Origin of the sequence: Novosphingobium sp. SG751A, from assembly GCF_013149295.1 — a bacterium.
Lineage (GTDB): Bacteria > Pseudomonadota > Alphaproteobacteria > Sphingomonadales > Sphingomonadaceae > Novosphingobium.
This window is the reverse complement of the sequence record NZ_JABGCB010000026.1, coordinates 1-23,850: the sequence shown is the minus strand read 5'-3', so window position 1 is coordinate 23,850 and position 23,850 is coordinate 1. Positions and strand designations below refer to the sequence as shown.

The following is a 23,850-nucleotide window of genomic DNA, read 5'->3' as shown; positions in this document are numbered from 1 at the left end:
TTCCCCTTGTTTGCACGATCCAGTGTTTATTCAGCCAGTTTTGACGAGGCAGGGCATTGCGGGCGCAATTTATCGTCGCGGAAATCGCTGCTTGCGCAGGATCTCAGCGTCGAAAGAGCTAAAAACGCAAAAAACCGCCTCGATCTGATTTCCACTTTGGAAATAGATCGGGCGGCGCCATTGCCACAAAACTGCTGCTATTCCGTTTTTGGAAAGACCCGTCCTTGGGCCATTCCCGAAATGCGAGTGAAAATTAATTCTGTATTGGGCGATTCCGCAAGCATCTATTGCGGTGCAGCATAAGAATTACGCCATTTGGCGTACATATGCGCGGATGGTGGGGCGCGGTTGATGTCTGTCATTTGCAGGTTTTGTATTTACTTCAATTGCTTCCGCCGTGCCCCCCGCAATCATCCCTGCTGCCCCGTCAGCAGCTTTTCCAGCAAGCGCGAGAGCTGCTCCCTTTCCCCGTCATCCAAGACGGCCAGCGCCGCCTGCTGGTTGGCGACATGGGCGCCCACCGCCCGATCTATCAGCGCCAGCCCCTCGGCGGTCAGCGCGACCAGGGTGCCGCGCTTGTCGGCCGGATTGGGTCGGCGGGTCACAAGTCCTGCCTTTTCCAGCCGGTCGATCCGGTTGGTCATGCTGCCCGATGAAATCATGGCGGCCTCATAGAGGTCGGTCGGGGTCAGGGCATGGGGCGCGCCGCTGCGGCGCAGGGTGGCCAGCACGTCGAACTCGCCCGGTTGCAGGCCAAAACCGGCAAAGACCGGATTGAGCCGGTCGCGAGCGATGACCAGCGCGGCCTCTCCCAGCCGGCCCAGCAGCACCATGGCGTTCGTATCGAGATCGGGCCTTTCGCGGGCCCATTGGTCGGCGGCTTTGCTGGCACGGTCCATGGCGATCACCTATCTTGACGTCGAGATAAATATCTCTACATCGAGATATATCGAACCCATGCGCGCCCGGCAAGGCCCGCGCAAAGGAGCCCTTCATGACCCGTTCCCGCCCCGGCTGGATATTTCCGGCCGCGATCCTGCTTGTCGGGATCAATCTGCGTCCCTCCATGGCGGTTATCGGCCCGCTGCTCGACAGGCTGCAACAGGACACCGGCCTGTCGGACGCCGGGGCCGGCCTGCTCACGACACTGCCTGTCGCCTTGATTGGGGCGATCCTGCTGGGCGCGGGGCGGATGCGTGTTCTATTGGGCGAGAGGGGTGGGATCGCTTTGGGGTTGGCCCTCATTCTGATCAGTGATGCGGGGCGCGGCCTGTGGCCCGGCGCGCATGTCCTGCTGGCCACCGCCCTGTCCGGCGGCATCGGCATCGCCTTGGTTCAGGCGCTGATGCCTGCGGTCATCCGTCATCGTGGCGGGCGGCGCACAGCGGGTCTGATGGGGCTTTATTCGACAGCGATCATGGGCGGGGCGCTCATGTCCGGCATGGTCGGACCGTGGCTGGCGCAGGCATGGGGATGGCCGGTGGCGCTGGGCCTATGGGCGGGGCCTGCTCTGGCCGGATTGCTGGCATGGCGCGGCGTGGCGGAACCGAGGGCGGCGGCAATCTCGCGCGCGCCATCGAGGCTGCACCTTTCCCGTTCGCTGCGTGCCTGGCTGCTGCTGGCGTTCTTTGGATTGGGGACGGGCGCCTACACGCTGGTGCTGGCGTGGTTGCCGTCGTTTTACACGCGATTGGGCTGGTCCGCGCAAGGGGCGGGCGGGCTGTTGGGGGCGGTAACCTTTGCCGAAGTGATGGCGGGGCTGGCGGTGTCCTTTTGGATCGACTGCGCGCATGATCGGCGCCCGGCGCTTTTCTGTGCGATTGCCGCGCTCTTGCTGGGGATGCTGTGTCTGGCTCTGGCGCCGCTGGGGCTGGCATGGCCGGCGGCGGTGCTGGCCGGATTGGGCATCGGCGCGCTGTTCCCGCTCTCGCTGATCGTGGCGATGGACCATGGCGAAGGGTCGGACGAGGCTGCCGCCATCGCCGCTTTCGTGCAGGGCGGGGGATATGTTCTGGCCGCCTTGCTGCCGCTGCTGGCTGGGTTTTTGCGCCAGAATCTGGCCGATCTTGCCCCGGTCTGGTGGCTGATGGCGCTGCTCTGTCTCGTTCTGTGGCTGATCGCCGTGAGCCTGCGCCCGGGCGACCGTATTGGGCCTTCCGTCTGATCGATGTTATGCAGGCCTTTAATCTGTGCTTCAGTCGGGGCCTTCTTCCGCCGCCAAAGCCTCTCCGCCCGCCAGCGCCACCCCCGTGCATTGCGCCGCGCGCGCGCGTGACAGGATGCGGGCTATTTCGTCGGCTGCCTCGGCAATCGACCGGCCGTGGGGCGGGCGAATATTGGAAATGCAATTGCGCTCGCTGTCCAGCCTGCCGCGCCGGGGTGCCCAGGTGAGATAGGCGCTCAGACTGTCGGCGGCGGACAGGCCGGGCCTTTCGCCGATCAGCACCACGACCATCTGCGCGTCCATCGCCTCGCCGATCTCATCGCCCAGCGCCACGCGGGCCTGATGGGCAATTACCATCGGGCCGATCCGCCAGTCGTGCCTCAGTCGCTCGACCATCGCCATAGCCAGCGCCGCGCCATGGGCCATAGTGGCCGTGGCCGACAATCCATCGGCGATCACGATGGCCAGTTGCGCCTGATCCATTTGCAAACTTGCGGCATCCTCGGGCTGCAATTGCCGCCCCAGATCCGGGCGCAGCAGATAGGTCGCGCGGTCGGGCGCCGCGCTATGCACGCTGATGGAGGGCCAGCCCGCCAGCCCTTGCTCCACCGCGCCGGGGGCCAGCGCATCATGCACCGCATCGCGGGCCCGCGCATGCGCCAATTGAAATTCCAGCATCGCACCGGTCGGCACCGAAGATCCCACCCGTCCGATGGCAACGCGCGCATTGGTGAAAGCGCTTAGCCGCTGGCGCAGAGGCGTAATATCTGGGAGATCAGCCACAAAGTCCTCCCAGCGCCGGAACGCCCCGGACCGAGGCCATAAACGGATCGCCGCGCAGCAGTTTCCCGCCAGGATCGGTCAGGCCCATCCTTTCCAGCCATGCGGCAAATTCAGGCGCAGGCGCCAGACCCAGCACCGAGCGCAGATAGAGCGCATCGTGGAAACTGGTCGATTGATAGCCCAGCATCACATCGTCGGCGCCGGGCACGCCCATGATGAAGCTGACCCCGGCCACGCCCAGCATGGTGGCAATCGTGTCCATATCATCCTGATCAGCCTCGGCATGGTTGGTGTAGCAAATGTCCAGCCCCATCGGCAGGCCCAGCAATTTGCCGCAGAAATGATCCTCCAATGCGGCGCGCAGGATCTGTTTGCCGTCATAGAGATATTCCGGCCCGATAAAGCCCACCACCGAATTTACCAGCAAGGGCGAATAGCGCCGCGCCACCGCATAGGCCCGGCATTCCAGCGTCTGTTGATCCACGCCGTGATGCGCGTTCGATGACAGGCACGATCCCTGTCCGGTTTCGAAATACATCACATTCTGGCCCACTGTGCCGCGCGCCAGCGCCTGTGTTGCGGCATGGGCTTCGTCCAGCAGCGCCAGCGAAATGCCAAAGCCGCGATTGGCCGCCTGCGTCCCGGCAATCGACTGAAAGCATAGATCGACCGGCGCACCCGCCCCGATCAGCGCCAGCGTATTGGTCACATGCGTCAGCACGCAGGTCTGGGTCGGCATGTCCATCCCCATCCGCAGATCGTCGAGCAGTGTGAGCAGGCGGGCGATGGTGGGCAGATCGTCGGTGGCCGGATTGATGCCGATCACCGCATCGCCCGATCCCATCAGCAGGCCATCGAGAATGGAGGCCGCCACGCCTTGGGGATCGTCGGTGGGATGATTGGGCTGCAATCGTGTGGAAAGCCGCCCGCGCAGGCCGATCGTGTTGCGAAAGCGGGTGATGTTCTCGATCTTGCGCGCGGCGATGACCAGATCCTGATTGCGCATCAGCTTCGACACCGCTGCCGCCATTTCCGGCGTGATCCCGCCTGCGGCCGAGGCGAGGGCCGCCCCGTCGGTCGCATCGTCGAGCAGCCATTCGCGACAAGCCCCCACCGTCAGATGGGCAATCGCGGCGAAAGCGTCGCGGTCATGGCTGTCGATAATCAGCCTTGTCACCTCATCCTGTTCGTATGGCACCAGTTGATCTTCGAGAAAGAGCCCCAGCGGCAGGTCGGCCAGCAGCCAGCGCGCGGCCACCCGCTGTTGCGCACTGGCCGCCGCGATGCCGGCCAGTGCGTCGCCAGAGCGCGCCGGTGACGCGCAGGCCATGACTTCGGCCAGGTTGTCAAAGCTATAGCGCGTTCCGGCCAGATCAATGCGATAAGCGCTCAAACTGGATCTCCCTACATCGACCGGCAATATGGGACTTATCGAGAGGCAGGCCGCCAATCCGTAACGATAACATGCCGATGATGCCGGAATGGGTTCCCCTTGTCAGTCCCTGTTTTCCATTCAGCAGCATGGAGGTTTTCAGGCAAGATGTCGGCGGGCGCGCAATGCCCCGGCCCGCACCAGCTCCCCGGCCAGAACCAGCGCTTCCTCGCGCGAAACGGCCTTTGATCACCGGATCAGCAGTTGCAGCCCCCGCTCGGCCGCCGTCACGGCAATGACGGCAATGGCGCCGCTGATGAACATGCTCTCCACATCGAAATGGATGAGGCCGATGCGCGCAATCGCCGCCTCTTTGGGGCGCAGCGCCATGGGATCGGGCTATAGCCCAGCGCCTCGATCGCCTGCATCACCCTTTCGCGTGTTGCCTCCGCCACCTTGCCCAGCAGGGGCGGATTCAACCGGTCATCGCAACACCCCGGAAATTGGAAGTTGTGGTCATGGCGGGTCGACGCGCATCAGAGCGAAGCACACGAGAAAAATTGCGTTCACCTAGACGCCCGCCCGCTTGGCAGCGTGAGCATCAACGCCGCTTTTGGCAGGCGATTGCCCAAGGCCGATCAAGTGAGCAAGCCGCTGCCGATGCCGGTATTTCGACGCCGCTGGGTCCACGCTGGTTTCGGAGTTCGGGAGGTATGCCGCCAACACATCTAGCGCCCTTGGCGCCTGCACTTACCGGTAGATTTCTAACCTTTCACGAGCGGGAGGAGATCGCAATCGAACTCGCCCGAGGAACCGGGATTCGCGAAATCGTACTCGGCGAACGCTCGAGCTTGCGTCCGGCTTGCCCGCCAGCCCACGATCCGGCGGGCGTAGGTGTCGATTACGAAGGCCACGTAGACAAAGCCCGCCCATGTGGCCACGTAGGTATAATCTGAAACCCACAGCATGTTGGGTGCAGGAGCGTAAAACTGCCGGTTCACATGATCGAGCGGACACGGGACAGACTTGTCGCTCATCGTGGTACGAACCGGTTTGCCCCGGACCACCCCTTGGATGCCCAGTTCGCGCATCAGCCTGGCCACAGTCGACCGAGCAATGACAAAGCCCTCGCGCTGCATTTGCCGCCACACCTTGCGGATCCCGTAAACGCCAAAGTTCTCCGAAAATACCCGCAAAACTTCAGGCTTGAGCGCATGATCGCGCTTCCTGCGGGCCGACTGCCGCGCAGGATCACGACGTTGCGCTATGCGTTCCCAGTACGTGGATGGGGCGATCGGCAAAACTCGGCAGATCGGCCAAATATCTGACAGAATGGCCCATACTCATCGCGGTACTCATCGATGAAGGCGATCATTTGCGAAACGGGCGCCAAGGTTCTTGGGCTCGCTCCGCCTGGGCGAAATATGCCGATGCCTTACGCAGGATCTCGTTGGCCTGCCTAAGCTCACGGTTCTCACGCTCCAAAGCCTTCAGGCGATCTGCCATCTCCGTCGCCATGCCAGCGCGCTTACCGCCGTCGACTTCCGCCTTCTTCACCCATTCATACAGCGTGGGCGGGGCGCAACCGATCTTCTCGGCAATCGAAACCACCGTGGCCCAGCGCGAGGGGTAGTCCCGCTCGTGATCCAGTACCATCCGGATCGCTCGCTCCCGCACCTCGGGAGCAAATTTGTTCGTTTCTTGCTCATGATGACTCCTTCTACTCAAGAGTTGGAGCATCCGGCAAACGTGGGGCGGTTCAGTGGTGCTGATTTTCTGGACAGGGTGATAAGCTCAGCCTGACCTGAGGAATGGACTGGAATGAAGACGACGAGGAAGCGCTACAGCGCGGAGTTCAAGGCCAAGGTAGCGATGGAGGCGATCCGTGGCGATCTGACGCTGGCGGAATTGGCGGCCAAGCATGGCGTGCATCACACGATGATCGGCGCTTGGAAGCGGCAGGCGACGGATGGCATGGCCAGCCTGTTTGACGGTGGCGATCAGGCGGGCAAGGCTGCCAGCGAGGCCGAGATTGAGAAATTGCACGCCAAAATCGGCCAACTGTTTGTGGAGCGCGATTTTTGGGCACGAGCCTCCGGTCGATGAGTATGAGCCGGAGGCGGAAGATGGTCGAACCGGATAACCAGTACCTGTCGATCACGGCGCAATGCAGGCTGCTCTCAATCAGCCGTTCGGGCTATTATTACGCGCCGGTGCCAGAGAACGGCGCTGATGGCCGTGATCGACCAGGTGTTTATGGATTGCCCTTGGCTCACGGTAGCCTAAATCCGGCCGATCCTGCCGTGCAGCCTACGCCGGTTGCCGTGGCTTATGCTTATCTGAATCTGGGCTCGACCGCTGGGCAGGCCGCGCTGCATCGGCGGATCGCGCAGGCCGCCGCCCAAGCATGTCTGAATGCCGGTGACGGGCTCTGCGCTCCGCGCGCGGTGTATGAACAAAGAGCATGCCGCGCCCGCGCCATGTCGGGCGCGGAAATCAAGCGGGCCGCGCGCGGGCTGCCTGTGATCCATTGATCGAAGCTCCAAAACGCGGACCTGTTGCGGCCCAGCCCGGCTCATGCTGTTACGCCTGTTGATTACTGCTTTCGGACGCTTATTAGCGCATGCGCTTTCCGTTCCGAATCTGCCGTCGTCGCCTTCTGTCCGTCCTGTTTGGTCTTGCCTGTCTTGATCAGGCGCCGCTGCTCGGCAAGGACGTCCTGCCGGTTTCCCTCGTAGTCCATACAGAGGATACGTCGGGCCGTCGCTTCGATCCGACAGAAGCTCTGGGAGCCGGGATCGATGGCGGGATCGGTGGCGCGGCAGACCGTCTTTTGACCCGGCACAATGTCGCCGCAATGCGTAGTGCCCGGCTGACCCGGCTGACCTATCGGTTGCGCACCGAGTTGGGCATCGAGAACTGGCACTGGAACCCCGAGGGGCAATGGAGCGATCCCGCCCACCAGCAGGGCTACTGGACATCAAGCGACCGCGCAAAGAAGCCGATCCGTGTCTCATGGGGCTACAAACTCCCGCGTCGAGGCGACACGATCGATAATGCCAACGACAGCGATTACTCCCGCCTGACCGACGGCGACGAAACCAGCTTCTGGAAATCCAATCCCTATCTCGATGCCGCTTTCCTCAAGGATGGCCGACCGCATCAGCAATGGTTGCTGCTTCGCTTTGACAACCCCGCCGATATTGACGCTGTCCGGATCGCCTGGGGCACGCCTTATGCCACTGCCTACAAGGTCCAGTACTGGTCGAGCGACAATGACTATGGGCCGGGCGCGCACTGGATCACTTTCGACCATGGCGCCCTGACCGGCGGATCGGGGGGTGATGTCGTGCTGAAACTGGCCGAGCGCCCGGCCAGCGTGAAATATCTTCGGGTTCTGCTCGAGCAAGGATCGCACACCGCGCCGCCGGGAGCCAAGGACTGGCGCGACCGGGCCGGTTTTGCCGTGCGTGAGATCAGCGCCGGGCGGATCGGGCCGGATGGCATGCTGGTCGATCTGGTCCGCCATGCCGCCGACAAGACAGGGCAGACTTTTGCCCATGTTTCCTCCACCGATCCGTGGCACCGGGCCATCGATCGCGATCCGCGCCTTGAACAGCCCGGACTGGATCGGGTGTTTCACAGCGGCCTTGGCAACGGTCGACCGATCATGTTGCCGGTTGGCGTGCTTTATGACACGCCGGAGAATGCTGCGGCGGCGCTGCGCTATGTGCGTCGGCGGCGCTATCCGGTCACTCAGGTCGAACTTGGGGAAGAGCCAGACGGGCAGTTTGGCAACCCGGACGATTATGCCGCGCTCTACCTTGCATGGGTGGACCGGCTGCGCCCCATCGCCCCGGCCATCCGCTTCGGCGGCCCCAGTTCCCAAAGCGCGTTGAGTGAAACCTGGCTCAATTCCGACCCCGACCGCTCATGGAACCACCACTTCATCCGGGCTTTGCAGGAGCGTGGCCGCCTGTCTGACCTGCAATTCTACTCTTTCGAATTCTATCCCTTCGATGACATCTGCCACGATATTCCCGCCAAGCTTATCGAGGAAGATCGCCTGATGGATCGGCTGATGGCGCGATTGACGGCCGAGGGGGTGGGGCCGGAGATTCCCCGGATCATCACTGAATACGGCTTTTCCGCCTATTCCGGACGCGCCATGGCGGAAATGCCCAGCGCCCTGCTGATGGCCAACATCCTTGGCCAGTTCCTGAGCGAAGGGGGCAGCACAGCCTATCTGTTCGGCTATGGCCCGAACGTGCCGGTCAACCAGAATATGCCCTGTGCCGGTTATGGAAACATGGCCTTGCACATGGCGGACCGCGACGGACAAGCTGCTACGCCTTTACCCAGCTATCACACTGCCCGCCTGCTGACCGGCGATTGGCTGATGCCCAAAGGCATGCATCAATTTTTGCCGGTCGAGATCACGGGGGGCGCCGATCCGGCGGTTCGCATCTTTGCCGTTCGTCGCCCTGACGGACAGCTTGGCCTGCTGGCTATTAACCGCAGTCCGGATCGCACGATCGACCTGCATATCATGGCTCGGAACGCGAAAGGGGAGGCGCGTCCGATCACCGGTCGCGTGAATGTCAGCCTCTTCGGGCCTGACCAATATGCCTGGATCGATCAGGGACCGCTCAGCCGTCCTGCCCGTTCCGCCCCGCCGGTAAGCATGTCATCCCATATGCGCAATCTTGACATAGTTCTGAAGCCGCTGACACTGGCGGCTGTGATCGCGCCCTGATCAATGGCGCGGGTTTCGGAAATGCAGGCCGAAACCCGCGCCATTTCACGTGATCGGCAGATCCGCGCCTGATTATTTGCCGATGGAAAGCCGAGTACAGACATGCCGGTTGAAAAACCGTTCAAAAAAGCTCCTCTATCGGATAGCCTTCCCGAATGATCGGTGTGCCCAGCACAATATAGCTGGAAAACTTCCCTATTCCTGCGTCGCTTAACAGGAGTGATTCCATGATACCGTGATAGTGACTGACATTGCGAGCGACGATTTTTACCAGATAATCATAGCCACCGGTAACATGATGGCATTCGACGATTTCACGGATATTGCGGGCGCGCTGAAGGAAGCGTTCGAAATTGGCAACGCGGTGGCCTGTCAGTTTGATTTCGGTGAACACCGTTACATATTCGCCCAGCATTTCGAGCGCGATACGGGCCCCGTAAGACTTGATGTAGCCGAGGGTTTCCAGTTTTTTCACCCGCGACAGGCAGGGGCTGGTGGAAAGGCCGACCGCATCGGCCAGCGCGACATTGGTCACGCGGCCGTGTTCCTGAAGATAGGATAATATCTTGAAATCGATCTGATCGAGCTTTTCCATTTCATTCCCTAACGGACCGCCGACGCTATTGCGCCAGAAAATCGGCAGCGGCAAACGCAGTCAAATTTATGCTTGTCGTGGCCGCAGTTTCCACCGGGAAATGCGGCGGAAACGTCAGATAATCACAGCACCCGATTCAAAAATGCCAACTTTATGCCGCTTGGTATAACGGATCGAATCGCGCGGACGAATCCGCATCAGGCTGCATGCAGCTCTTGAGTTCGCAATGCTCCGGACCCGTTTCGTAGGAAGGCTGCGCGGCAGGATAAAATCCTTTCGGCCGCCGCGACAACGGCAGAACGCCATGCTGCCCCGGGTCTAATCTTGGCCTTGTAAGGAAAAGCAAGGTGCGATCTTTCATGTTCAGGCCCAAATACATCAGTTTCGACTGCTATGGCACCATGATCAACTTTATCATGGGGCCTACCGCGCGCACGATTTTTTCAGACCGGATCGACCCGGCCAGGATGGATGACTTCATCGATTCCTTCCGCGCCTATCGTCTGGACGAAGTATTGGGCGCGTGGAAACCGTTCTATGATGTCATTGCCAACGCGGTCGAGCGGGCCTGCGTCAAGCATGGCGTCCAATATGAGGCGCGCGATGTTCAGGCGCTCTATGACGCCGTGCCAACCTGGCAGCCTCATGCTGACGTGCCGGGACCGTTAAGCCGGATTGCGGAGAACTATCCGCTGGTCATCCTTTCCAACAGCATGGTGGATCTGATCCCGCACAGCGCGCGCAATATCGGCGTGCCTTTTCACGCCGTGCTGACGGCCGAGGAAGCTGGGGCCTACAAGCCGCTGATGCGGCCGTTTGAATATATGCTCGATCAATTGGGCTGCGCGCCCGAAGATATGATGCATGTTTCCTCAAGCCCGCGCTATGACCTGATGACCGCCTATGATCTGGGCTTTGGAGCGAAGGTCTTCGTGGATCGCGGGCACGAAGCGCCGACCGATCACTATGGCGTTACCCGCATCAGGGATTTCAGCGAACTCCCCGCCCTGCTTGGTCTTTGACAAGAGAAACGGTTGCGAGGCGCACCCGCCGCGTCGCAGCCCATTTCCATAAAACATAGGCAGAAGATGCTACTCGACCCCACGCTCACCACCCAGCCGCCGCAGCTTACCACGCAGGACGCGCAAGTCTTGGCCCGGCGTTTCTATGGCCGTGATCTGAAGGCCTCGGAGCTTTCCGGAGAGCGCGACCGCAATTTTAAAATGGTGGGACAGGAGGGCAGCCAGTATCTTCTGAAAGTTTCGAACCCCGCCGAAGCTCGCGATATTGTCAATCTTCAAACCTGCGTTCTCAATCATCTGGCGGGTAATGCCACGGGCTTGTCGGTGCCGCGCCCCGTGGCCGCGCTTGACGGATCCTACGAGATGCCGATCACGCTCGATGACGGGCGGGTCTCCATCTTGCGCATGCTGACGTTCCTGCCCGGATTGCAACTGGGGCAATCCAGACGGACAACGGCGCAGCGCCGGGCCCTTGGCCAAACCCTCGCCAGGCTGGACCAGGCGCTTGAAGGCTTTGTGCACCCTGCCGCGCAGCATGATATACTGTGGAATGTCGCGGCGGCCCACCGTTTGACCGGTATGATCGACAGTGTCGCTGATCCATCGGGACGCAAGCTGATGCAGCGCTTTATGGCGCAGTATCAAACCGAAACGCTGCCGCAACTCCATTCTCTGCGGGCGCAAGTCATTCACAATGACTATAATCTTGGGAATGTGCTGGTGAACCCGGCCCAAACCGACCAGATTGCCGCGATCATCGACTTTGGCGATGTCGTCCATGCCCCGCTGGTGGGGGAAATCGCGACGGCGGCCGCATATCAAATGGCCGACGGAGCCGATCCCCTGCTCAGCGCCGCCGAGATTATCGGAGGCTTTCACGAGGTGCTGGCGCTGCGCAAGGCAGAGCAGGCGGTCCTGCTCGACCTTATCACCGCGCGTTTCATGATTACCGTTTTGATCACCGAATGGCGCGCCGCCCGTTATCCGGAAAATCGCGAATATATCATGCGCAACAATGGCCTTGCCTGGGCCGGGTTGAACCATCTCGCGGGCTTTTCCCGCGATGAGGCAAGCCGACAATTGCTGCAATTCTGCCTGTCAGGAGACGAATAATGAGTGTTGTAGACCTGTCCTCCGTCAACGCCTTCATCCCCGGCCAGATCGAACTGGACCCTCATGAAGCGCACATGGTCGAGCAACGCGCGCGCCTGCTGGGCCCGGCCTATCGGCTGATGTATCAAAAGCCGCTCCATTTTGTGCGGGGCGAGGGCGTGTGGCTTTATGATGCCGATGGCCGCCGCTATCTCGACACCTATAACAATGTCGTCTCGTTGGGGCATTGCCATCCCGATGTGGTGGAGGCGATCACCAGGCAGGTCGCCACGCTTTGCACGAACACGCGCTATCTGCATGAAACCATTCTCGAACTTGCCGAAGGTCTGTTGTCGACAGTGCATTCTGATCTGTCGCACATGATGCTGACCTGCTCAGGCAGCGAAGCGAATGATCTGGCCTATCGCATCGCCAAGGTGCGCACGGGCGGCACGGGGGTGATCATCACCGAGACGGCCTATCACGGCATTACCGATGCCGTTTCGCAATTCTCCCCGACCCTGGGCACAGCGGTTCCTCTGGGCGCCCATGTCCGCACCGTGGCGGCGCCCGCCGCCTATCGCAGCGGCCCCGATGTGGCCGAGCGCTTCACCCGCGACGTGGAAGCCGCCATTGCCGATCTTAAGCGCCATGGCATCCAGCCTGCGATGCTGATCGTGGATTCGATCTTCACCAGCGACGGTATCCTGTCCGAAGAGCCCGGCTTCCTGAAGAGCGCCGTCGAGGCGATCCGCAAGGCGGGCGGCATTTTTGTTGCCGACGAGGTTCAACCCGGCTTTGGCCGCACCGGCAGCCATATGTGGGGTTTTCAGCGGCATGGTGTTGATCCCGACATTGTCACGCTGGGCAAGCCGATGGGCAACGGACAGCCTATTGCGGGGCTGCTGACGCGCCACGATGTCGTTGAAAAATTCGGCACTAACTCCCGCTATTTCAACACCTTTGCGGGCAATGCCGTGTCATGCGCGGCCGCTGCCGCCGTGCTGAAGGTCATCCGGCGCGACCGGATCATGGACAATGCCCGTGAGGTCGGCGCCTATCTGCTCGAACGGGTATCTGCGCTGCGTTCGCGCCACGATTGTCTGGGCCATGTTCGCGGGGCGGGTCTGTTCGTGGCGGCGGATATCGTTTCCGACCGTGAAACGCAGGCCAACGACCGGGCGCGCACTACCCGCATCGTTAATGCGATGCGCGACAATGGCGTTCTGATCAGCGCATGCGGCACGGATCACAATATCCTGAAAATCCGCCCTCCGCTGATCTTCAGCCGGGAAAATGTCGATCTGTTCGTCGACGTGCTGGACGAGGCACTGGCGGTTTGAACCGATGGTCATCTTTGGCACGACGTAAATATTCCGCCCAAAAGTAGAGGTGAAGCATATGGCGAGCAGCATTTCCGCCCTTTCGCGCTCTGTCAGCATGGATGCGCCCGAAAAAGCGGTGCCGGTCGCCGGTCTCCGGCTCGCCAATATTGATGCGCTGCGAGGTTTCGTGATGGTCCTCATGCTGCTGGACCATTTGCGCGAAACATGGTTCGTCAATTATGTCGTGACCGATCCGATCGACGCCAATACGATCCTGCCTATCATAGGTATTGCCCGCTTTGTGGTGAGCTTCTGCGCTCCGATCTTTGTGGCGCTGACGGGGCTTGGGGTCCATCTCTTCAGCATCAACCATACCGTCGAGGAAACCACCGTCTATCTTTTGAAGCGGGGCTTTCTGCTGATCGCCATTGAGTTGGCCTATCTCTCGCCGCTCTATTGGGGGATTGTGCCCCAGCCCACCTTCTGGCTGCAGGTGATCTGGTGCATCGGGCTGTGCATGATCGCGCTCTCTGCGTTGATGCGTCTCCCGCGCCCCGCGCTGATCGCTTTTGGCCTGATCGTGGTCTGTTTCCACAACCTGCTTGATCCGATCCGGCTGACGCAGGGCGATGCGCTGTTTCCGCTATGGGCGGTGCTGCACCAAAGAGATACGATTGGGCTGCCCTTCGGCTTTGTGGCCAAGACGACCTATCCTATCCTGCCTTGGCTCGGCGTCATTTCGCTGGGTTTTGGCATCGGCAACTGGTTTCGCCCGGATGTCGCGCCTGATCTGCGACAGCGGCGACTGCTGCTGCTCGGCTTTGGCATGATTGGCGGCTTTATTGCCCTGCGCCTGCTCAACATCTATGGCGACAGGCCATGGCATGTTGTCGATGGCGATGCGGTCCGCACCACCATCAGCTTCATCTCGATGACCAAATATCCGCCGTCTTTGCTGTTCCTGCTGCCTACGCTTGGCACCGGCGCGCTTTTGCTGGCCCTGTTCGAGCGGATCAACGCTTCGCGGCTGGTCGGTGCGCTTGCCGTGTTTGGCGGCGCCCCGATGTTCTTCTACCTGCTTCACCTTACGGTCCTGCGCATTTTCTATCACAGCGCTTTGGCGATCTGGGGGCCGAACAATGGCAAGGCCTATATGTTTGACAACTATGGTTGGGTGTTGGTCTGGTATGTGGCCCTGATCGTTCCGCTCTATATCCCGACCGCCTGGTATGCCCGCCTGAAGCGCCGCCGCCGCGACCTAGCCTGGCTCAGATATTTCTGAGGGCGGTTTTTCAGAGCGCGTTTCGGGTTCCGCTAGCTTTTCATGCAAGTGAAGCTGGCGGCGCTGTCCACCGAACCGGTTCCGCGATAGCGCGGCCAGAAACCAAATTCGCACATGGGCCGCGTGCGGTGGGGCCCCTTGTTGGCATCAACCGCAATGGGCCGATCGGGGGCGCGGCCCGTTTCCACCCAGCGGTCGATCTTATCAAGACTGTCAAACCGGGCGTTGAACAGGCCAAATCCATGGCCGAAGCCGGGTATCACATAGAAGCGCATGAAAGATTGGAGATTGATCTTGCCTTGGCGGGCGAGCTGTCGCTCGTAATAAGCCTCGCTGTTGTGCGGGGTGATGAAGTCATCAATAGTGCCATGCGTCAAAATGATCTTGCCGCCCTTGCGACGGAATGGCGTCAGGTCGACGTTTGTCACGTCCATGATCTGTCCTGACTGTTGCACACGCGCTTTCCACTCATCGGGCCTGAAGGCGAGCGGATCGAATTCCGGCTGACGGGTAATGACATATTTTATGGTGCCCGAACCGGCATTGTAGAGCAGCGGATCGGCCGAAGTCGGCGGATTGGCGGGAACGGGCCGTGAGCCCAGCGTCGAGGGGCCGTGGAACAAGGAACCTTCCAGCAGCGCCCAGCGCGGAAACACCTCGGAACCGGCAATCGGGAAGCCGGGGCGGAACGGAGAAGTGATTTTCTCCACTGTCGCAATCTGCGCATCGGAAAGACATGCGTCCCCAGTGTCTTTGCCATCGGCGCAGCGCAGTTCGGCCCGAACGGTCGCCATGTTGAACCGGCTGTTGCAGCCCTTCACATTGCTGATGATCCCGTCGTTGGCTCCGTCAAGGCTGTCGCAAGCGGCATAGACCGCGTCGGTCAGCAGTTTGGTCTTGGCAGGGTTCAGCCACCCTGCACCGCCGTTTTCGTAGAGGGCCTTGCCGACATTCCATGATCCCAGATGCAGCATGGTCACGTTATACGCCGGATAATTGGCCACCACGCCGTCATAATCGGCGGGATAACGCGCCGCGGCATCGAGCGCTTCGTGGCCGCCCTGCGACGCGCCGATGAAATAGAAGCGCTTTGGGGCGCTGCCGTATCGCGCCTTGATGATGGCCATGGCCGCATCATGGGTCTTTTTCACGGACTGTTGGCCGAAATTCAGCAATGCCTCGTCGTTAAGGGCGAAACTGCCGTCAAAGCCGGCTGTTCCCTTGTGCCCGCCGTCGCTGCCCAGAGTGACATAACCCTGCGCCAAGGGATTGCGCACCGAATCCGGCTGCAGCGCCGCACGGCCCAAACCCGTGACCAGCACACCGTCAAAACCGCCGCCGCCGAGCTGGACCGCTTTGCGGTTCCAGACAGTTGGAAGGTTGACCTCAAACTCCATCTTCGGCGCATCCGGGGACGCGGGCAGAATGAAGCCCTTCACCTCGCAGAATTCGCCATTGGTGTTCGATGAGTCCGGCAGAACAAGCCTCGCGGTGCTGACTGCCGCGCCAGAGCTTGGCAATCCGATTTTCGAAGCGGGGATCGACATGCCGGCCAGCCCCGCGCAGGCGTCGGAGGCGGTGAGGATGGATGGCGCAGCGGCATGGCAGGCCGTCACGGCAAAGACATTGACGCATGTCGTGACGGCCAAGCTTGCGAAAATTCGTTTGCTGCTCATTGCATCTCCCCCTCTTCCCGATGCACCACGCATTAGAGCGTCGGATGATCCCAGGTTGGATACGGCCTGACCCGTGTTTCCGCAAAGAAAGACCGCGATGAGAGCGCAACCGGTTCATGACTATGCCGCGCTCTCGCCGGTATTCCTGAAATTTCGCCTCAATGCATCATCACTGATGCTTTAATTCAGGCTTGGTCAGATTCCATTGCGCCAGATTGCCACGGCTGCGGCCGTAATCGATCAGGCAGGCCATATAATCGGGAGAAAATTGCAGTGGGTGATGCAGAGCGTCGACCTCGCTTTGCCATTGCCCGCAGTTCCGCCCAAGATAGACATGCGCCACCGGGCTTTCACCGGGTCGGCCATCGGGGCCCACGATGTTCTGGTTTGAAAGATAGGCCATCGACAGTTTGCCCGCCGCGGCCTCCACTTGTCCAACCGACAGATTATAAATCTGGGTTTCCAGCAGATCGTTGACGGTGCGCAGACCCAGTCCGATCAATTTCCATTTCGTGGTTGGGATCGCGGGATCGCCCGGCGTCCACGGCGGCGTATCCAGAAAAGTGTTGACGATCAGGGTCAGATCAGACCCATCGCTTCCCTTGGGAAGAAACACCCCGAAACGCGCGCCGCCGTCGATGAACATATGTTGGCGCGAGGCAATATCGGACGGCTTATCCTCGTCATCAAACTCGCGATAGCGTAGCGTCACCGGCATAGCCCCCACCGGCACGGATGACGAGGCCATCAGCGCGGAGACATAGGTGTTGCGCACCAAAGTCATGCGCGTTTGGCTGGCTTCTCCTTCGAAGGCCTTGAGCGCCAGTCCGGTCAGGTCGAGCGCGTAGCCATTTCCGTCGTCCACATCGGTGACTCCGACCAAAAGCACACGGCCACGACAGGCTTCGGTTGCAAGCTGAGTGATGGTATTGGGGCTAATCATCCTGAACAGGCGTTTGCGCAAAGGAGTAAGCTGGGCGCGGGCGCCGTCGGTTATCAGCGAAAGGTCGCCCAAGGAGCCGGGTTTGAGGATTTCACCTTCTCGTCCAATACTATAAGCCAGAGCAAGATCTTCAAGATTGCTGCGGCCTTTGGCCAGGGGCGGCTGGTTGCCCGCGCCCGGCAAACTGTGCAAAGGCAGCGCTTTGGGGTTGATCCAGCTATAATCCCGGTCCTTTGCCACAGGCTGGCGCGCCAGAAATACAAAAGTTGATTGCAGAGAGCCTGTACTCACCCCGGTCACCACTTCGGGTTCAGGCGGCAATTGCCCCTTGTCCTGCAAGCCGAGGAACAGGCCCGCGCCAAATGTACCATGCGGACCGCCGCCCGACAGCACTATGGCATAACCCTTGGCCAGCGGCTGTCCGGCATCGCCGGAAATGTCCTTTTGCAACAGATCTGCGCAAATTCCGGCATGCGTGCTCATGTCGCGATCGCGAGCGGTGATCACGGTTTGCGCGAAGGCGGACAGGCGGGCGCCTTGAGCAGCCTGTGGCGCAGGGGGCCCCGGAATACCAACAGGTCTTGCCGTGCCGCTTCCAGTTATTTGTTCGTTAAGGTTGGCGGGAATGCGCTTGGCCGAAATAGCGATATTCCCATTGAGCGCTGGGCGTTGATGTCCGCAGGCGGCGAGCAACGAGAACATGAAGGCGGTCAATAGAGGGCGAGAAAATTTCATGATACCTCCGCTTATTGGTATTTTACCATCGCAAAGCAAAGTATTCATTAAGGGTTGAATGCATTATTTTAACGACAATGGTCTTTTATATCGAATGACAAGTAAAGCAAGCTGTGCCTGCTTTGCCGGAGAGTAAAGTGGCCTCATTCGAAATGAGCCGAAATTGGCTGTCAAGGCGCCGTCGATCTGTCGTCACCCGGCCCAGTTCCAATTTTCAAGGTCAGTTCTATAGCTGACCACATGCCCATATGGAGACCCTTGCGGCTTTTCCTTGACCCGCGATGTGATTATCACCGTCCAAACGGGGGAGGTAAGGCCAATGGGACAGATGAAAAGCACGCTATCGGATCGACAGGCGGTATGGGCCTTTATTGCGGGTTGCATCGCAGTAACATTAGGCGTTTGCGCTCATTGGCCGATGTTTTCGATGGCACGGGCAATGAATTATCAACTGGCGGGCATGCCGATGGACAACGCCATGCTTTTCGGCATGGCGCTGATCGTTCTGGGGACAGGAGTGGCCGCCTATGGGCTGTTGCCGCGTGATGTGGCGGCGCAGCGTGAAAAGGCAGCCGACATTGTCGTGGCCGCGCCCGAGGATGCCCATCTGGGCCCTGCGCATTGGGGCCTGATGGGCGTGCTTACGCTGGCCCTGATCATCGATGTGATGAAACCGGCCTCGCTTGGCTTTACGGTGCCGGGCATGATCAGCGAATATGGCGTGCCTAAGAAGACCGTCTCTCTGGTGCCGTTTTTCGCGCTGGCGGGCACGGTGGTGGGATCGGTGCTTTGGGGGTGGATTGCCGATCTCTATGGACGCAAGGCATCGATCCTGCTCTCGGCGGTGATGTTTGTCGGCACTTCGATTTGCGGGGCCATGCCCAGCCTGGCCTGGAATATCGCCATGTGTTTCATGATGGGGGCTGCGGCGGGGGGCATGTTGCCGGTGACCTATGCGCTGCTGGCCGAAATGATGCCCAACCGGCATCGCGGCTGGAGTCTGGTGCTGGTGGGCGGATTGGGCGCGGTGGGCGGCTATTTCGCGGCCAGCGGCCTGTCGGCTTTGCTTCAGCCGGTCTTTGGCTGGCGGATCCTTTGGCTGGCCAATCTGCCGACGGGGCTCACTCTGGTCTTGCTGGGCGCCTTCATTCCGGAGTCGGCGAAATTCCTGCTGGCGCGTGATCGTGTGGAGGAGGCCGAAGCGGTGATGCGCCGGTTTGGGGCCAAGGCGCAGCGGGCGAATGCCGTGGCGGAAAACGGACCGGGCGGGGCCCATGCGCTCGTAGGTTTTCAGCTTTACGGCAAACTCACCGCGCTCAGCCTGTGCGCGCTGTCTTGGGGACTGATCAATTTTGGCCTCTTGCTCTGGCTTCCCGCAGATCTTGTGGCGAAAGGCTATTCGGTGGGCCTGTCCAGCCGCCTTCTGGCCGAGAGCGCCTTGATCGCCTTTCCGACAGTATTCATCGCCGCGCTGCTTTACAGCCGGTGGAGCACCAAGTGGTCACTGACATCGATGATCGTCTTGACTCTGCTCGGACTGGGGCTGGTCCTGCGGCTGGAACTGATGGGCAGCGGCAGCCCGGTCCTGCCTGTGGCCCTGCTGATTGTCGGCACGAACGGCATCATTGCCATTGTCTTGCCCTATACGGCCGAAAGTTTTCCTCTGCGGGTGCGGGCGCGCGCCACGGGCTGGGTGGCGGCTTGGACCAAGGGCGGCGGATTGCTGGCGCAGGGATTGACCATCAGCGGCATCATGCTTCCGATGCGCGTATCATCGCTGCTGGTGATGCTACCTACGTTGCTGTCGCTTTTTCTGGTAGCATGGTTCGGGCGGGAAACGCGCGGGCGCGATCTGCGTGATCTGGACGCTGCCCACGACCTGATCGGTGAGGCTTCCGCCTAGGCGCAGATCGCGGGCTTTCCCGGCTGGCCCTTGATCGCCGGCGGTATTGCGGCGGATTGATGCAAAGCCCGTGGACTGTCCTCCATCTGCATTCTTTGCCGCTTGGATGACGTCAGCGGTCTTAGCGTCTGATCCGCGCACGCCGCAAGATGCAGTCTTCGAGTGAATAATGGAGCCATATGTCATCACCGCCGACCACACAGGAGGCGGCGCCAGCAAGGGTTCAATGCTGCGCGCGGTGACGCGGCTTAAATCAGGGGTAAAGGTGATCCACCCGATACGCCAGCGCCGATAATCACCACGTCTGCTTGCGTCATTGTTTCATCCTTATGAGTCAAAGCTCCGCCCGACCGCCACACATCACCATGTCGGCCGAATCCGGCGAGGGAGCAATTCGGCCGACATGGTGTGTGCAAAGCTGCGCGCCGCCGCCTTGGAGGCGCTGAGCACAGCTCGCTCCGGTGCGCTAACCTGATTGAGCCATGAGGTGTTGAGGATGATCGAGCCGACTTCGCGCATGAGGGGCAGCGCGGTCTGCGCCGTGAAGAAGGTGCCCTTCACGTTAATGTGTATGATGCGGTCGCAGGTGGCTTCGTTGCATTTTTCCAAAGGGGTTTGCGATGGCCAGGCCGCATTGGCAAACAGAATACCGAGGTGGCCAAATGCCGCGCCCGCAGCGTCACGCATCCGGTGCAGGTCATCGAGATTGGACACATCCCCCCCCCCCCGCCGTGGGTCAGTTGGTGCGCTCGCTGGAGGATTGGGTGGGCTATCGGCTGTTCCGCCGCTCACGCTCGGGGGCGGAGCGCCTGACGCCGGTGGACGAGGCGCGTGAGGCTCTTGAGGATATCGCCAAGGGTCTTGATCTGCTCGAAGCAGGGCTTGACGAAACTGCGTGGTCGCCATCTGCCATCCGCGTCTGTTGCCCGCATCAGGCCCCAACCGCCGGCTGGATCGCCGAACAGGTGTTGGTGCATGACGCCACGCCGTATCCCGCCGCCGTGCCCCGGCCTATCATGCTCCCAGAAAACCGACCTGCCGCAGCCATGCCTCGCACAAAACAGGCCAGAGGGACACCGGCTGGTTTTTCGTATCAAGCGCGAAGCCGTGCGGCGCATCGGTGAATATATGCAGCTCTGTGGAACCTCCGGCGGCTTGCCATGCCGCGCGGAGTCTGAACGCATTGTCTATCGGCACAACCGGGTCGCTGTCCGAATAGACAATGAAGGCTGGCGGTGGCGAGGGCAAAAGCTGTGCGTCGGGCTGAAGCCTATCGTAGAAAGCCTGCTTTTCGATGGGCGGCAGCGGCGGTTTGTTAGGAATGATCGTGCGGCCCCTGGCATTGGTCGAAATCGGCGCATAGCCAATGATTGCCAAATCAGGGCGTGTCGGCGGGGACGGCTGCGGCCATTCCTCAGGATAGGCTGCAAACAGGCAGGCCGCGAGATGCCCGCCCGATGACAGGCCGACGACACCGAAGCCATCAGGGGCAAGGCCACTGGCCCGGATCAGGCGCATGGCCTCCATCGCATCGTCCAGCGGCGCCGCAACCCCATGTGCGGCGTTGGGAAAGCGATGCAGCAGGACGAAGGCATGAAAGCCAAGACCCGTCAGCCAGTGTGCTACCTGAATACCTTCGCGCCCGACCATGAGCGCGACATAGCCGCCGCCGCCCAGCACCAGCATCGCGCGCCCGTTCGGCCGGGCGGGGCGAAAGCCAAGCAGCACAGGCTGCTCAACCCCGGTTACGACCGCGATCTCGGGCGCGCAGGCCGGATCCTCAAACGTCACCGCAGGCGTTGCGGCCCTCAAGGGCCAGACCAAGTCAGCATTCAGCATGTTTGACCTCAAATGTGGCGCGCGCAGCTTAGGGCGACATTCAGGTATTTTGCAATCCATTGGGCGGCGCAACGGCTCCGCTCAGCGTGACGGTGGCGGCCAGTCCCTCGCGCGTGTTCGCCAGCGCAACGCTGCCCCCGAAAGTCGAGGCCTGCGCGCGCGCGATGGTGAGGCCGATGCCGGTGCCGCCGGTCTGCCGTGATCGGCTGGCTTCGCCGCGCACAAAGGGCAGGAACATGCGTTCCAGATCATCGGGCGGGATGCCTGTTCCCTTGTCTCGGATCACGATTTTGACCATTCGCTCTTCGTGAATGCATTCGAGCAAGGCCGACCCGTCATAGCGCAAGGCATTGTCGGTGAGATTTTGCAGACAGCGGGCCAGTGCGCTGGGTTTGACCCTGACGCAAACTTTGTCGACCCGGCCAAGGCTTGCTGCTTTTCCTTCCTCCTGCGCATCCTCGACGATGCTGGCCAGCAGCGAGTCGAGGTCGAGCCAGGCCCAGTCATCGGCGGATTCACGCGATTGGGCGAGGGCCAGCCCATCGCCGACCATACGCTCCATCGCGGCCACATCGGCGATGATCTTGGACTGCTCGATCGATGCAGGCATCGCTTCGGCCCGCAGGCGCAGGCGGGTAAGGGGGGGCTGAAGATCGTGGCTGATGGCCGCCAGCATGTCATTGCGTTCCAGCATCATCGTGCGGATGCGCTGCTGCATGGCGTTGAAGGCATCGTAAGTGTCGCTGACATCGCGCGGTGCATCGGCAGAAATGGGCGCGGCATTGATGTCCTCGGCAAAGCGGCGCGTGGCGTCCTTCAGGCGCCGCATGAAATTCAGCATCATCCGGGCGGCAAAACTGGCGATGATGAGACTGGCCAAAGTGGTGATAGCCAGCGCGGAAGGCGCGAAGGCCAGACCGCCGCCATGCCGCGCCGACAGCACGGGAAGGCCAAAGATGAAAGGCCGCCCGCTGGGTGCGCGCATCACCACCAGCCAGCAATCGGGCAGGTCCTTGAAGAAGCCCCGCGCGCCGGACGCCTGCACCGCATGATAATCGCCAATGCAGTCGGCCACCTTGCCGTGCAGCCCGATAGCGACGCTGGCCGAGGGCAGTCTCTGGCGCAGCATGTCCGTCAGGTGATCGTCGGGGCCGACATCGGGGGGCAGGTGGCGCAGTGATCTGATCCCAGAAAACTGGATCGCTTGGAGTTAGAGTTTTTCGTCGTAATCTCCCTTGGCTGGGAGGAGCGAAGAACCATGAAGGCATCCAGATTCTCAGACGCCCAGAAGGCGTTCATTCTGAAGCAGGGAGCGGACGGTGTTCCGGTGGCGGATATCTGCCGCAAGGCAGGGATCAGCCAGGCGACCTACTTCAACTGGAAGAAGAAGTACGACGGCATGCTGCCGCCGGACATGCGGCGACTTAAGCAGCTCGAGGACGAGAATTCGAAGCTGCGCAAGCTGGTGGCGGACCTCTCCCTGGACAAGGAGATGCTGCAGGACGTCATCCGCCGAAAGCTGTGAGGCCTGCTCGCAAACGCGAGCTGGTGAACGGATTTCGCAGTGACTGGGGCGTGTCGATCCGCCGGGCTTGCCGGGTTCTGGAGATGGACACCTCGACGTACCACTACAAATCCCGTCGCCGCGAGCAGGCCGGCATCGAAGCCCGCATTCGTGAGATCTGCGAGACGCGCGTCCGCTATGGCTATCGCCGCGTCCACGTTCTTCTTCGCCGTGAAGGCTGGGAGATCAACATGAAGCGAACGCACAGGATTTACAACGAGTTGGGCCTGCAGCTTCACAACAAGACGCCCAAACGCAGGGTGAAGGCGAAGTTGAGGGAAGACCGCTGCGCGGCCTCCCGCGTGAATGATGTTTGGGCCATGGACTTCGTCCATGACCAGTTGGCCACGGGTCGGAAGATCCGAGTCCTGACCGTGGTCGACACGTTCTCCCGGTTCTCGCCAGTGCTCGATCCTCGGTTCAGCTATCGCGGGGAGGATGTCGTCCAGACACTTCAGGCGACCTGCGCCGTGGTTGGTTATCCAAAGACGATCCGGGTCGATCAAGGCTCCGAATTCATCAGCCGTGATCTCGACCTATGGGCCTACGCCAACGGGGTGACGCTGGACTTCTCCCGGCCTGGCAAACCAACGGACAATGCCTACATCGAGGCGTTCAATGGGCGCTTCCGGGCTGAGTGTCTGAACACCCACTGGTTCCTGACACTTGCAGATGCCCGCGAAAAGTTGGAGGAGTAGCGCAGATACTACAATCCTGCTTCATTACACCCACCTGTCTATGTAGCTGAAGGGAATAGGCTTTGCTGGTCGGGATGTGATCCCGTGGGGTATTTTGGGTT

The 23,850-nt window shown here is 60.9% G+C and carries 19 protein-coding genes and 3 pseudogenes; 11 read left to right on the top strand and 11 right to left on the bottom strand.

What is annotated here, in order from left to right; translation table 11 throughout:
* Nucleotides 1-6 precede the first annotated feature (6 nt).
* Entirely contained in the window at nucleotides 7-303 is a 297-nt protein-coding gene (locus FHW96_RS23395) for a hypothetical protein (RefSeq protein WP_172342983.1), read from the top strand.
* Between the two features lie 107 nt (nucleotides 304-410).
* Here FHW96_RS23395 and FHW96_RS23390 read toward each other — a convergent pair whose 3' ends face one another.
* A complete protein-coding gene (locus FHW96_RS23390) occupies nucleotides 411-899 on the bottom strand; it encodes a MarR family winged helix-turn-helix transcriptional regulator (protein ID WP_172342982.1) in 489 nt (162 codons plus the stop codon).
* 95 nt (nucleotides 900-994) lie between these two features.
* Between FHW96_RS23390 and FHW96_RS23385 the strand changes: the two genes are divergently transcribed.
* Nucleotides 995-2,164, top strand: coding sequence for an MFS transporter (locus tag FHW96_RS23385; protein ID WP_172342981.1), 1,170 nt, complete (start codon nucleotides 995-997; stop codon nucleotides 2,162-2,164).
* A 30-nt stretch (nucleotides 2,165-2,194) separates the two neighbouring features.
* Here FHW96_RS23385 and eutC read toward each other — a convergent pair whose 3' ends face one another.
* From eutC to FHW96_RS23365, 4 genes and pseudogenes are all read right to left on the bottom strand, one after another.
* Nucleotides 2,195-2,947: an ethanolamine ammonia-lyase subunit EutC gene (gene eutC / locus FHW96_RS23380; protein ID WP_172342980.1), complete on the bottom strand. Its 753-nt coding sequence runs from the start codon at nucleotides 2,945-2,947 to the stop codon at nucleotides 2,195-2,197.
* Nucleotides 2,940-4,340, bottom strand: a complete 1,401-nt coding sequence (locus FHW96_RS23375) for an ethanolamine ammonia-lyase subunit EutB (protein WP_253951195.1) — start codon at nucleotides 4,338-4,340, stop codon at nucleotides 2,940-2,942. The genes eutC and FHW96_RS23375 overlap by 8 nt, the downstream gene beginning before the upstream one ends.
* A gap of 228 nt (nucleotides 4,341-4,568) precedes the next feature.
* The gene (locus FHW96_RS26325; protein ID WP_253951194.1) at nucleotides 4,569-4,709 is read right to left on the bottom strand and encodes a hypothetical protein; all 141 of its coding nucleotides are present in this window, start codon (nucleotides 4,707-4,709) and stop codon (nucleotides 4,569-4,571) included.
* A 449-nt stretch (nucleotides 4,710-5,158) separates the two neighbouring features.
* A pseudogene (locus tag FHW96_RS23365) lies at nucleotides 5,159-6,059 on the bottom strand (IS3 family transposase); the annotation flags it as partial.
* An 81-nt stretch (nucleotides 6,060-6,140) separates the two neighbouring features.
* On the opposite strand from FHW96_RS23365, the pseudogene FHW96_RS26320 reads away from it, so the two are divergent.
* The 3 genes and pseudogenes from FHW96_RS26320 to FHW96_RS23350 form a co-directional block, all read left to right on the top strand.
* Nucleotides 6,141-6,590: pseudogene (locus FHW96_RS26320) on the top strand (transposase); the annotation flags it as partial.
* Nucleotides 6,581-6,853, top strand: a complete 273-nt coding sequence (locus FHW96_RS23355) for a UrcA family protein (protein WP_253951193.1) — start codon at nucleotides 6,581-6,583, stop codon at nucleotides 6,851-6,853. The pseudogene FHW96_RS26320 and the gene FHW96_RS23355, both read left to right, overlap by 10 nt.
* A gap of 89 nt (nucleotides 6,854-6,942) precedes the next feature.
* Nucleotides 6,943-9,075, top strand: coding sequence for a discoidin domain-containing protein (locus FHW96_RS23350; protein ID WP_172342976.1), 2,133 nt, complete (start codon nucleotides 6,943-6,945; stop codon nucleotides 9,073-9,075).
* Between the two features lie 121 nt (nucleotides 9,076-9,196).
* On the opposite strand, the gene FHW96_RS23345 is transcribed toward FHW96_RS23350, so the two are convergent.
* The gene (locus tag FHW96_RS23345) at nucleotides 9,197-9,670 is read right to left on the bottom strand and encodes an Lrp/AsnC family transcriptional regulator (protein WP_172342975.1); all 474 of its coding nucleotides are present in this window, start codon (nucleotides 9,668-9,670) and stop codon (nucleotides 9,197-9,199) included.
* Nucleotides 9,671-10,029: 359 nt separating this feature from the next.
* Between FHW96_RS23345 and FHW96_RS23340 the strand changes: the two genes are divergently transcribed.
* From FHW96_RS23340 to FHW96_RS23325, 4 genes are all read left to right on the top strand, one after another.
* Nucleotides 10,030-10,692, top strand: a complete 663-nt coding sequence (locus FHW96_RS23340) for a haloacid dehalogenase type II (RefSeq protein ID WP_172342974.1) — start codon at nucleotides 10,030-10,032, stop codon at nucleotides 10,690-10,692.
* Between the two features lie 66 nt (nucleotides 10,693-10,758).
* Nucleotides 10,759-11,805 (top strand): phosphotransferase, encoded by a 1,047-nt coding sequence (locus tag FHW96_RS23335; RefSeq protein WP_172342973.1) that lies wholly within the window; start codon nucleotides 10,759-10,761, stop codon nucleotides 11,803-11,805.
* Nucleotides 11,805-13,127, top strand: a complete 1,323-nt coding sequence (locus FHW96_RS23330; protein WP_172342972.1) for an aspartate aminotransferase family protein — start codon at nucleotides 11,805-11,807, stop codon at nucleotides 13,125-13,127. The genes FHW96_RS23335 and FHW96_RS23330 overlap by 1 nt, the downstream gene beginning before the upstream one ends.
* Before the next feature lie 58 nt (nucleotides 13,128-13,185).
* Nucleotides 13,186-14,391, top strand: coding sequence for a DUF1624 domain-containing protein (locus FHW96_RS23325; RefSeq protein WP_253951192.1), 1,206 nt, complete (start codon nucleotides 13,186-13,188; stop codon nucleotides 14,389-14,391).
* 32 nt (nucleotides 14,392-14,423) lie between these two features.
* Here FHW96_RS23325 and FHW96_RS23320 read toward each other — a convergent pair whose 3' ends face one another.
* Nucleotides 14,424-16,067, bottom strand: coding sequence for a tannase/feruloyl esterase family alpha/beta hydrolase (locus FHW96_RS23320; protein WP_172342971.1), 1,644 nt, complete (start codon nucleotides 16,065-16,067; stop codon nucleotides 14,424-14,426).
* A 169-nt stretch (nucleotides 16,068-16,236) separates the two neighbouring features.
* Nucleotides 16,237-17,745 carry a patatin-like phospholipase family protein gene (locus FHW96_RS23315; RefSeq protein ID WP_253951191.1) on the bottom strand — a complete coding sequence of 503 codons (1,509 nt, stop codon included), beginning with the start codon at nucleotides 17,743-17,745 and terminating at the stop codon, nucleotides 16,237-16,239.
* 427 nt (nucleotides 17,746-18,172) lie between these two features.
* Here FHW96_RS23315 and FHW96_RS23310 point away from each other — a divergent pair, with 427 nt between their 5' ends.
* Nucleotides 18,173-19,648, top strand: a complete 1,476-nt coding sequence (locus tag FHW96_RS23310) for an MFS transporter (RefSeq protein WP_253951190.1) — start codon at nucleotides 18,173-18,175, stop codon at nucleotides 19,646-19,648.
* A gap of 360 nt (nucleotides 19,649-20,008) precedes the next feature.
* Here FHW96_RS23310 and FHW96_RS26830 read toward each other — a convergent pair whose 3' ends face one another.
* The 3 genes from FHW96_RS26830 to FHW96_RS23295 all read right to left on the bottom strand — a co-directional run bounded on the left by FHW96_RS26830 (nucleotide 20,009) and on the right by FHW96_RS23295 (nucleotide 22,616).
* Nucleotides 20,009-20,362, bottom strand: coding sequence for an SDR family oxidoreductase (locus FHW96_RS26830; RefSeq protein WP_216651029.1), 354 nt, complete (start codon nucleotides 20,360-20,362; stop codon nucleotides 20,009-20,011).
* Nucleotides 20,363-20,662: 300 nt separating this feature from the next.
* Nucleotides 20,663-21,334, bottom strand: a complete 672-nt coding sequence (locus FHW96_RS23300) for an alpha/beta hydrolase (RefSeq protein ID WP_253951189.1) — start codon at nucleotides 21,332-21,334, stop codon at nucleotides 20,663-20,665.
* Between the two features lie 193 nt (nucleotides 21,335-21,527).
* Entirely contained in the window at nucleotides 21,528-22,616 is a 1,089-nt protein-coding gene (locus tag FHW96_RS23295) for a cell wall metabolism sensor histidine kinase WalK (protein WP_172342969.1), read from the bottom strand.
* Between the two features lie 129 nt (nucleotides 22,617-22,745).
* Between FHW96_RS23295 and FHW96_RS23290 the strand changes: the two are divergent.
* Nucleotides 22,746-23,746, top strand: a pseudogene (locus tag FHW96_RS23290) (IS3 family transposase); the annotation flags it as partial.
* Nucleotides 23,747-23,850 lie beyond the last annotated feature (104 nt).

Bases quoted from the DNA above. Each gene is read 5' to 3' on its own strand.
- FHW96_RS23390 (WP_172342982.1), bottom strand. From the start codon at position 899: ATGGACCGTGCCAGCAAAGCCGCCGACCAATGGGCCCGCGAAAGGCCC.
- FHW96_RS23385 (WP_172342981.1), top strand. From the start codon at position 995: ATGACCCGTTCCCGCCCCGGCTGGATATTTCCGGCCGCGATCCTGCTT.
- FHW96_RS26325 (WP_253951194.1), bottom strand. From the start codon at position 4,709: ATGGCGCTGCGCCCCAAAGAGGCGGCGATTGCGCGCATCGGCCTCATC.
- FHW96_RS23350 (WP_172342976.1), top strand. From the start codon at position 6,943: ATGCGCTTTCCGTTCCGAATCTGCCGTCGTCGCCTTCTGTCCGTCCTG.
- FHW96_RS23345 (WP_172342975.1), bottom strand. From the start codon at position 9,670: ATGGAAAAGCTCGATCAGATCGATTTCAAGATATTATCCTATCTTCAG.
- FHW96_RS23340 (WP_172342974.1), top strand. From the start codon at position 10,030: ATGTTCAGGCCCAAATACATCAGTTTCGACTGCTATGGCACCATGATC.
- FHW96_RS23335 (WP_172342973.1), top strand. From the start codon at position 10,759: ATGCTACTCGACCCCACGCTCACCACCCAGCCGCCGCAGCTTACCACG.
- FHW96_RS23330 (WP_172342972.1), top strand. From the start codon at position 11,805: ATGAGTGTTGTAGACCTGTCCTCCGTCAACGCCTTCATCCCCGGCCAG.
- FHW96_RS23325 (WP_253951192.1), top strand. From the start codon at position 13,186: ATGGCGAGCAGCATTTCCGCCCTTTCGCGCTCTGTCAGCATGGATGCG.
- FHW96_RS23320 (WP_172342971.1), bottom strand. From the start codon at position 16,067: ATGAGCAGCAAACGAATTTTCGCAAGCTTGGCCGTCACGACATGCGTC.
- FHW96_RS23315 (WP_253951191.1), bottom strand. From the start codon at position 17,745: ATGAAATTTTCTCGCCCTCTATTGACCGCCTTCATGTTCTCGTTGCTC.
- FHW96_RS23310 (WP_253951190.1), top strand. From the start codon at position 18,173: ATGGCACGGGCAATGAATTATCAACTGGCGGGCATGCCGATGGACAAC.
- FHW96_RS23300 (WP_253951189.1), bottom strand. From the start codon at position 21,334: ATGCTGGTGCTGGGCGGCGGCGGCTATGTCGCGCTCATGGTCGGGCGC.
- FHW96_RS23295 (WP_172342969.1), bottom strand. From the start codon at position 22,616: ATGCTGCGCCAGAGACTGCCCTCGGCCAGCGTCGCTATCGGGCTGCAC.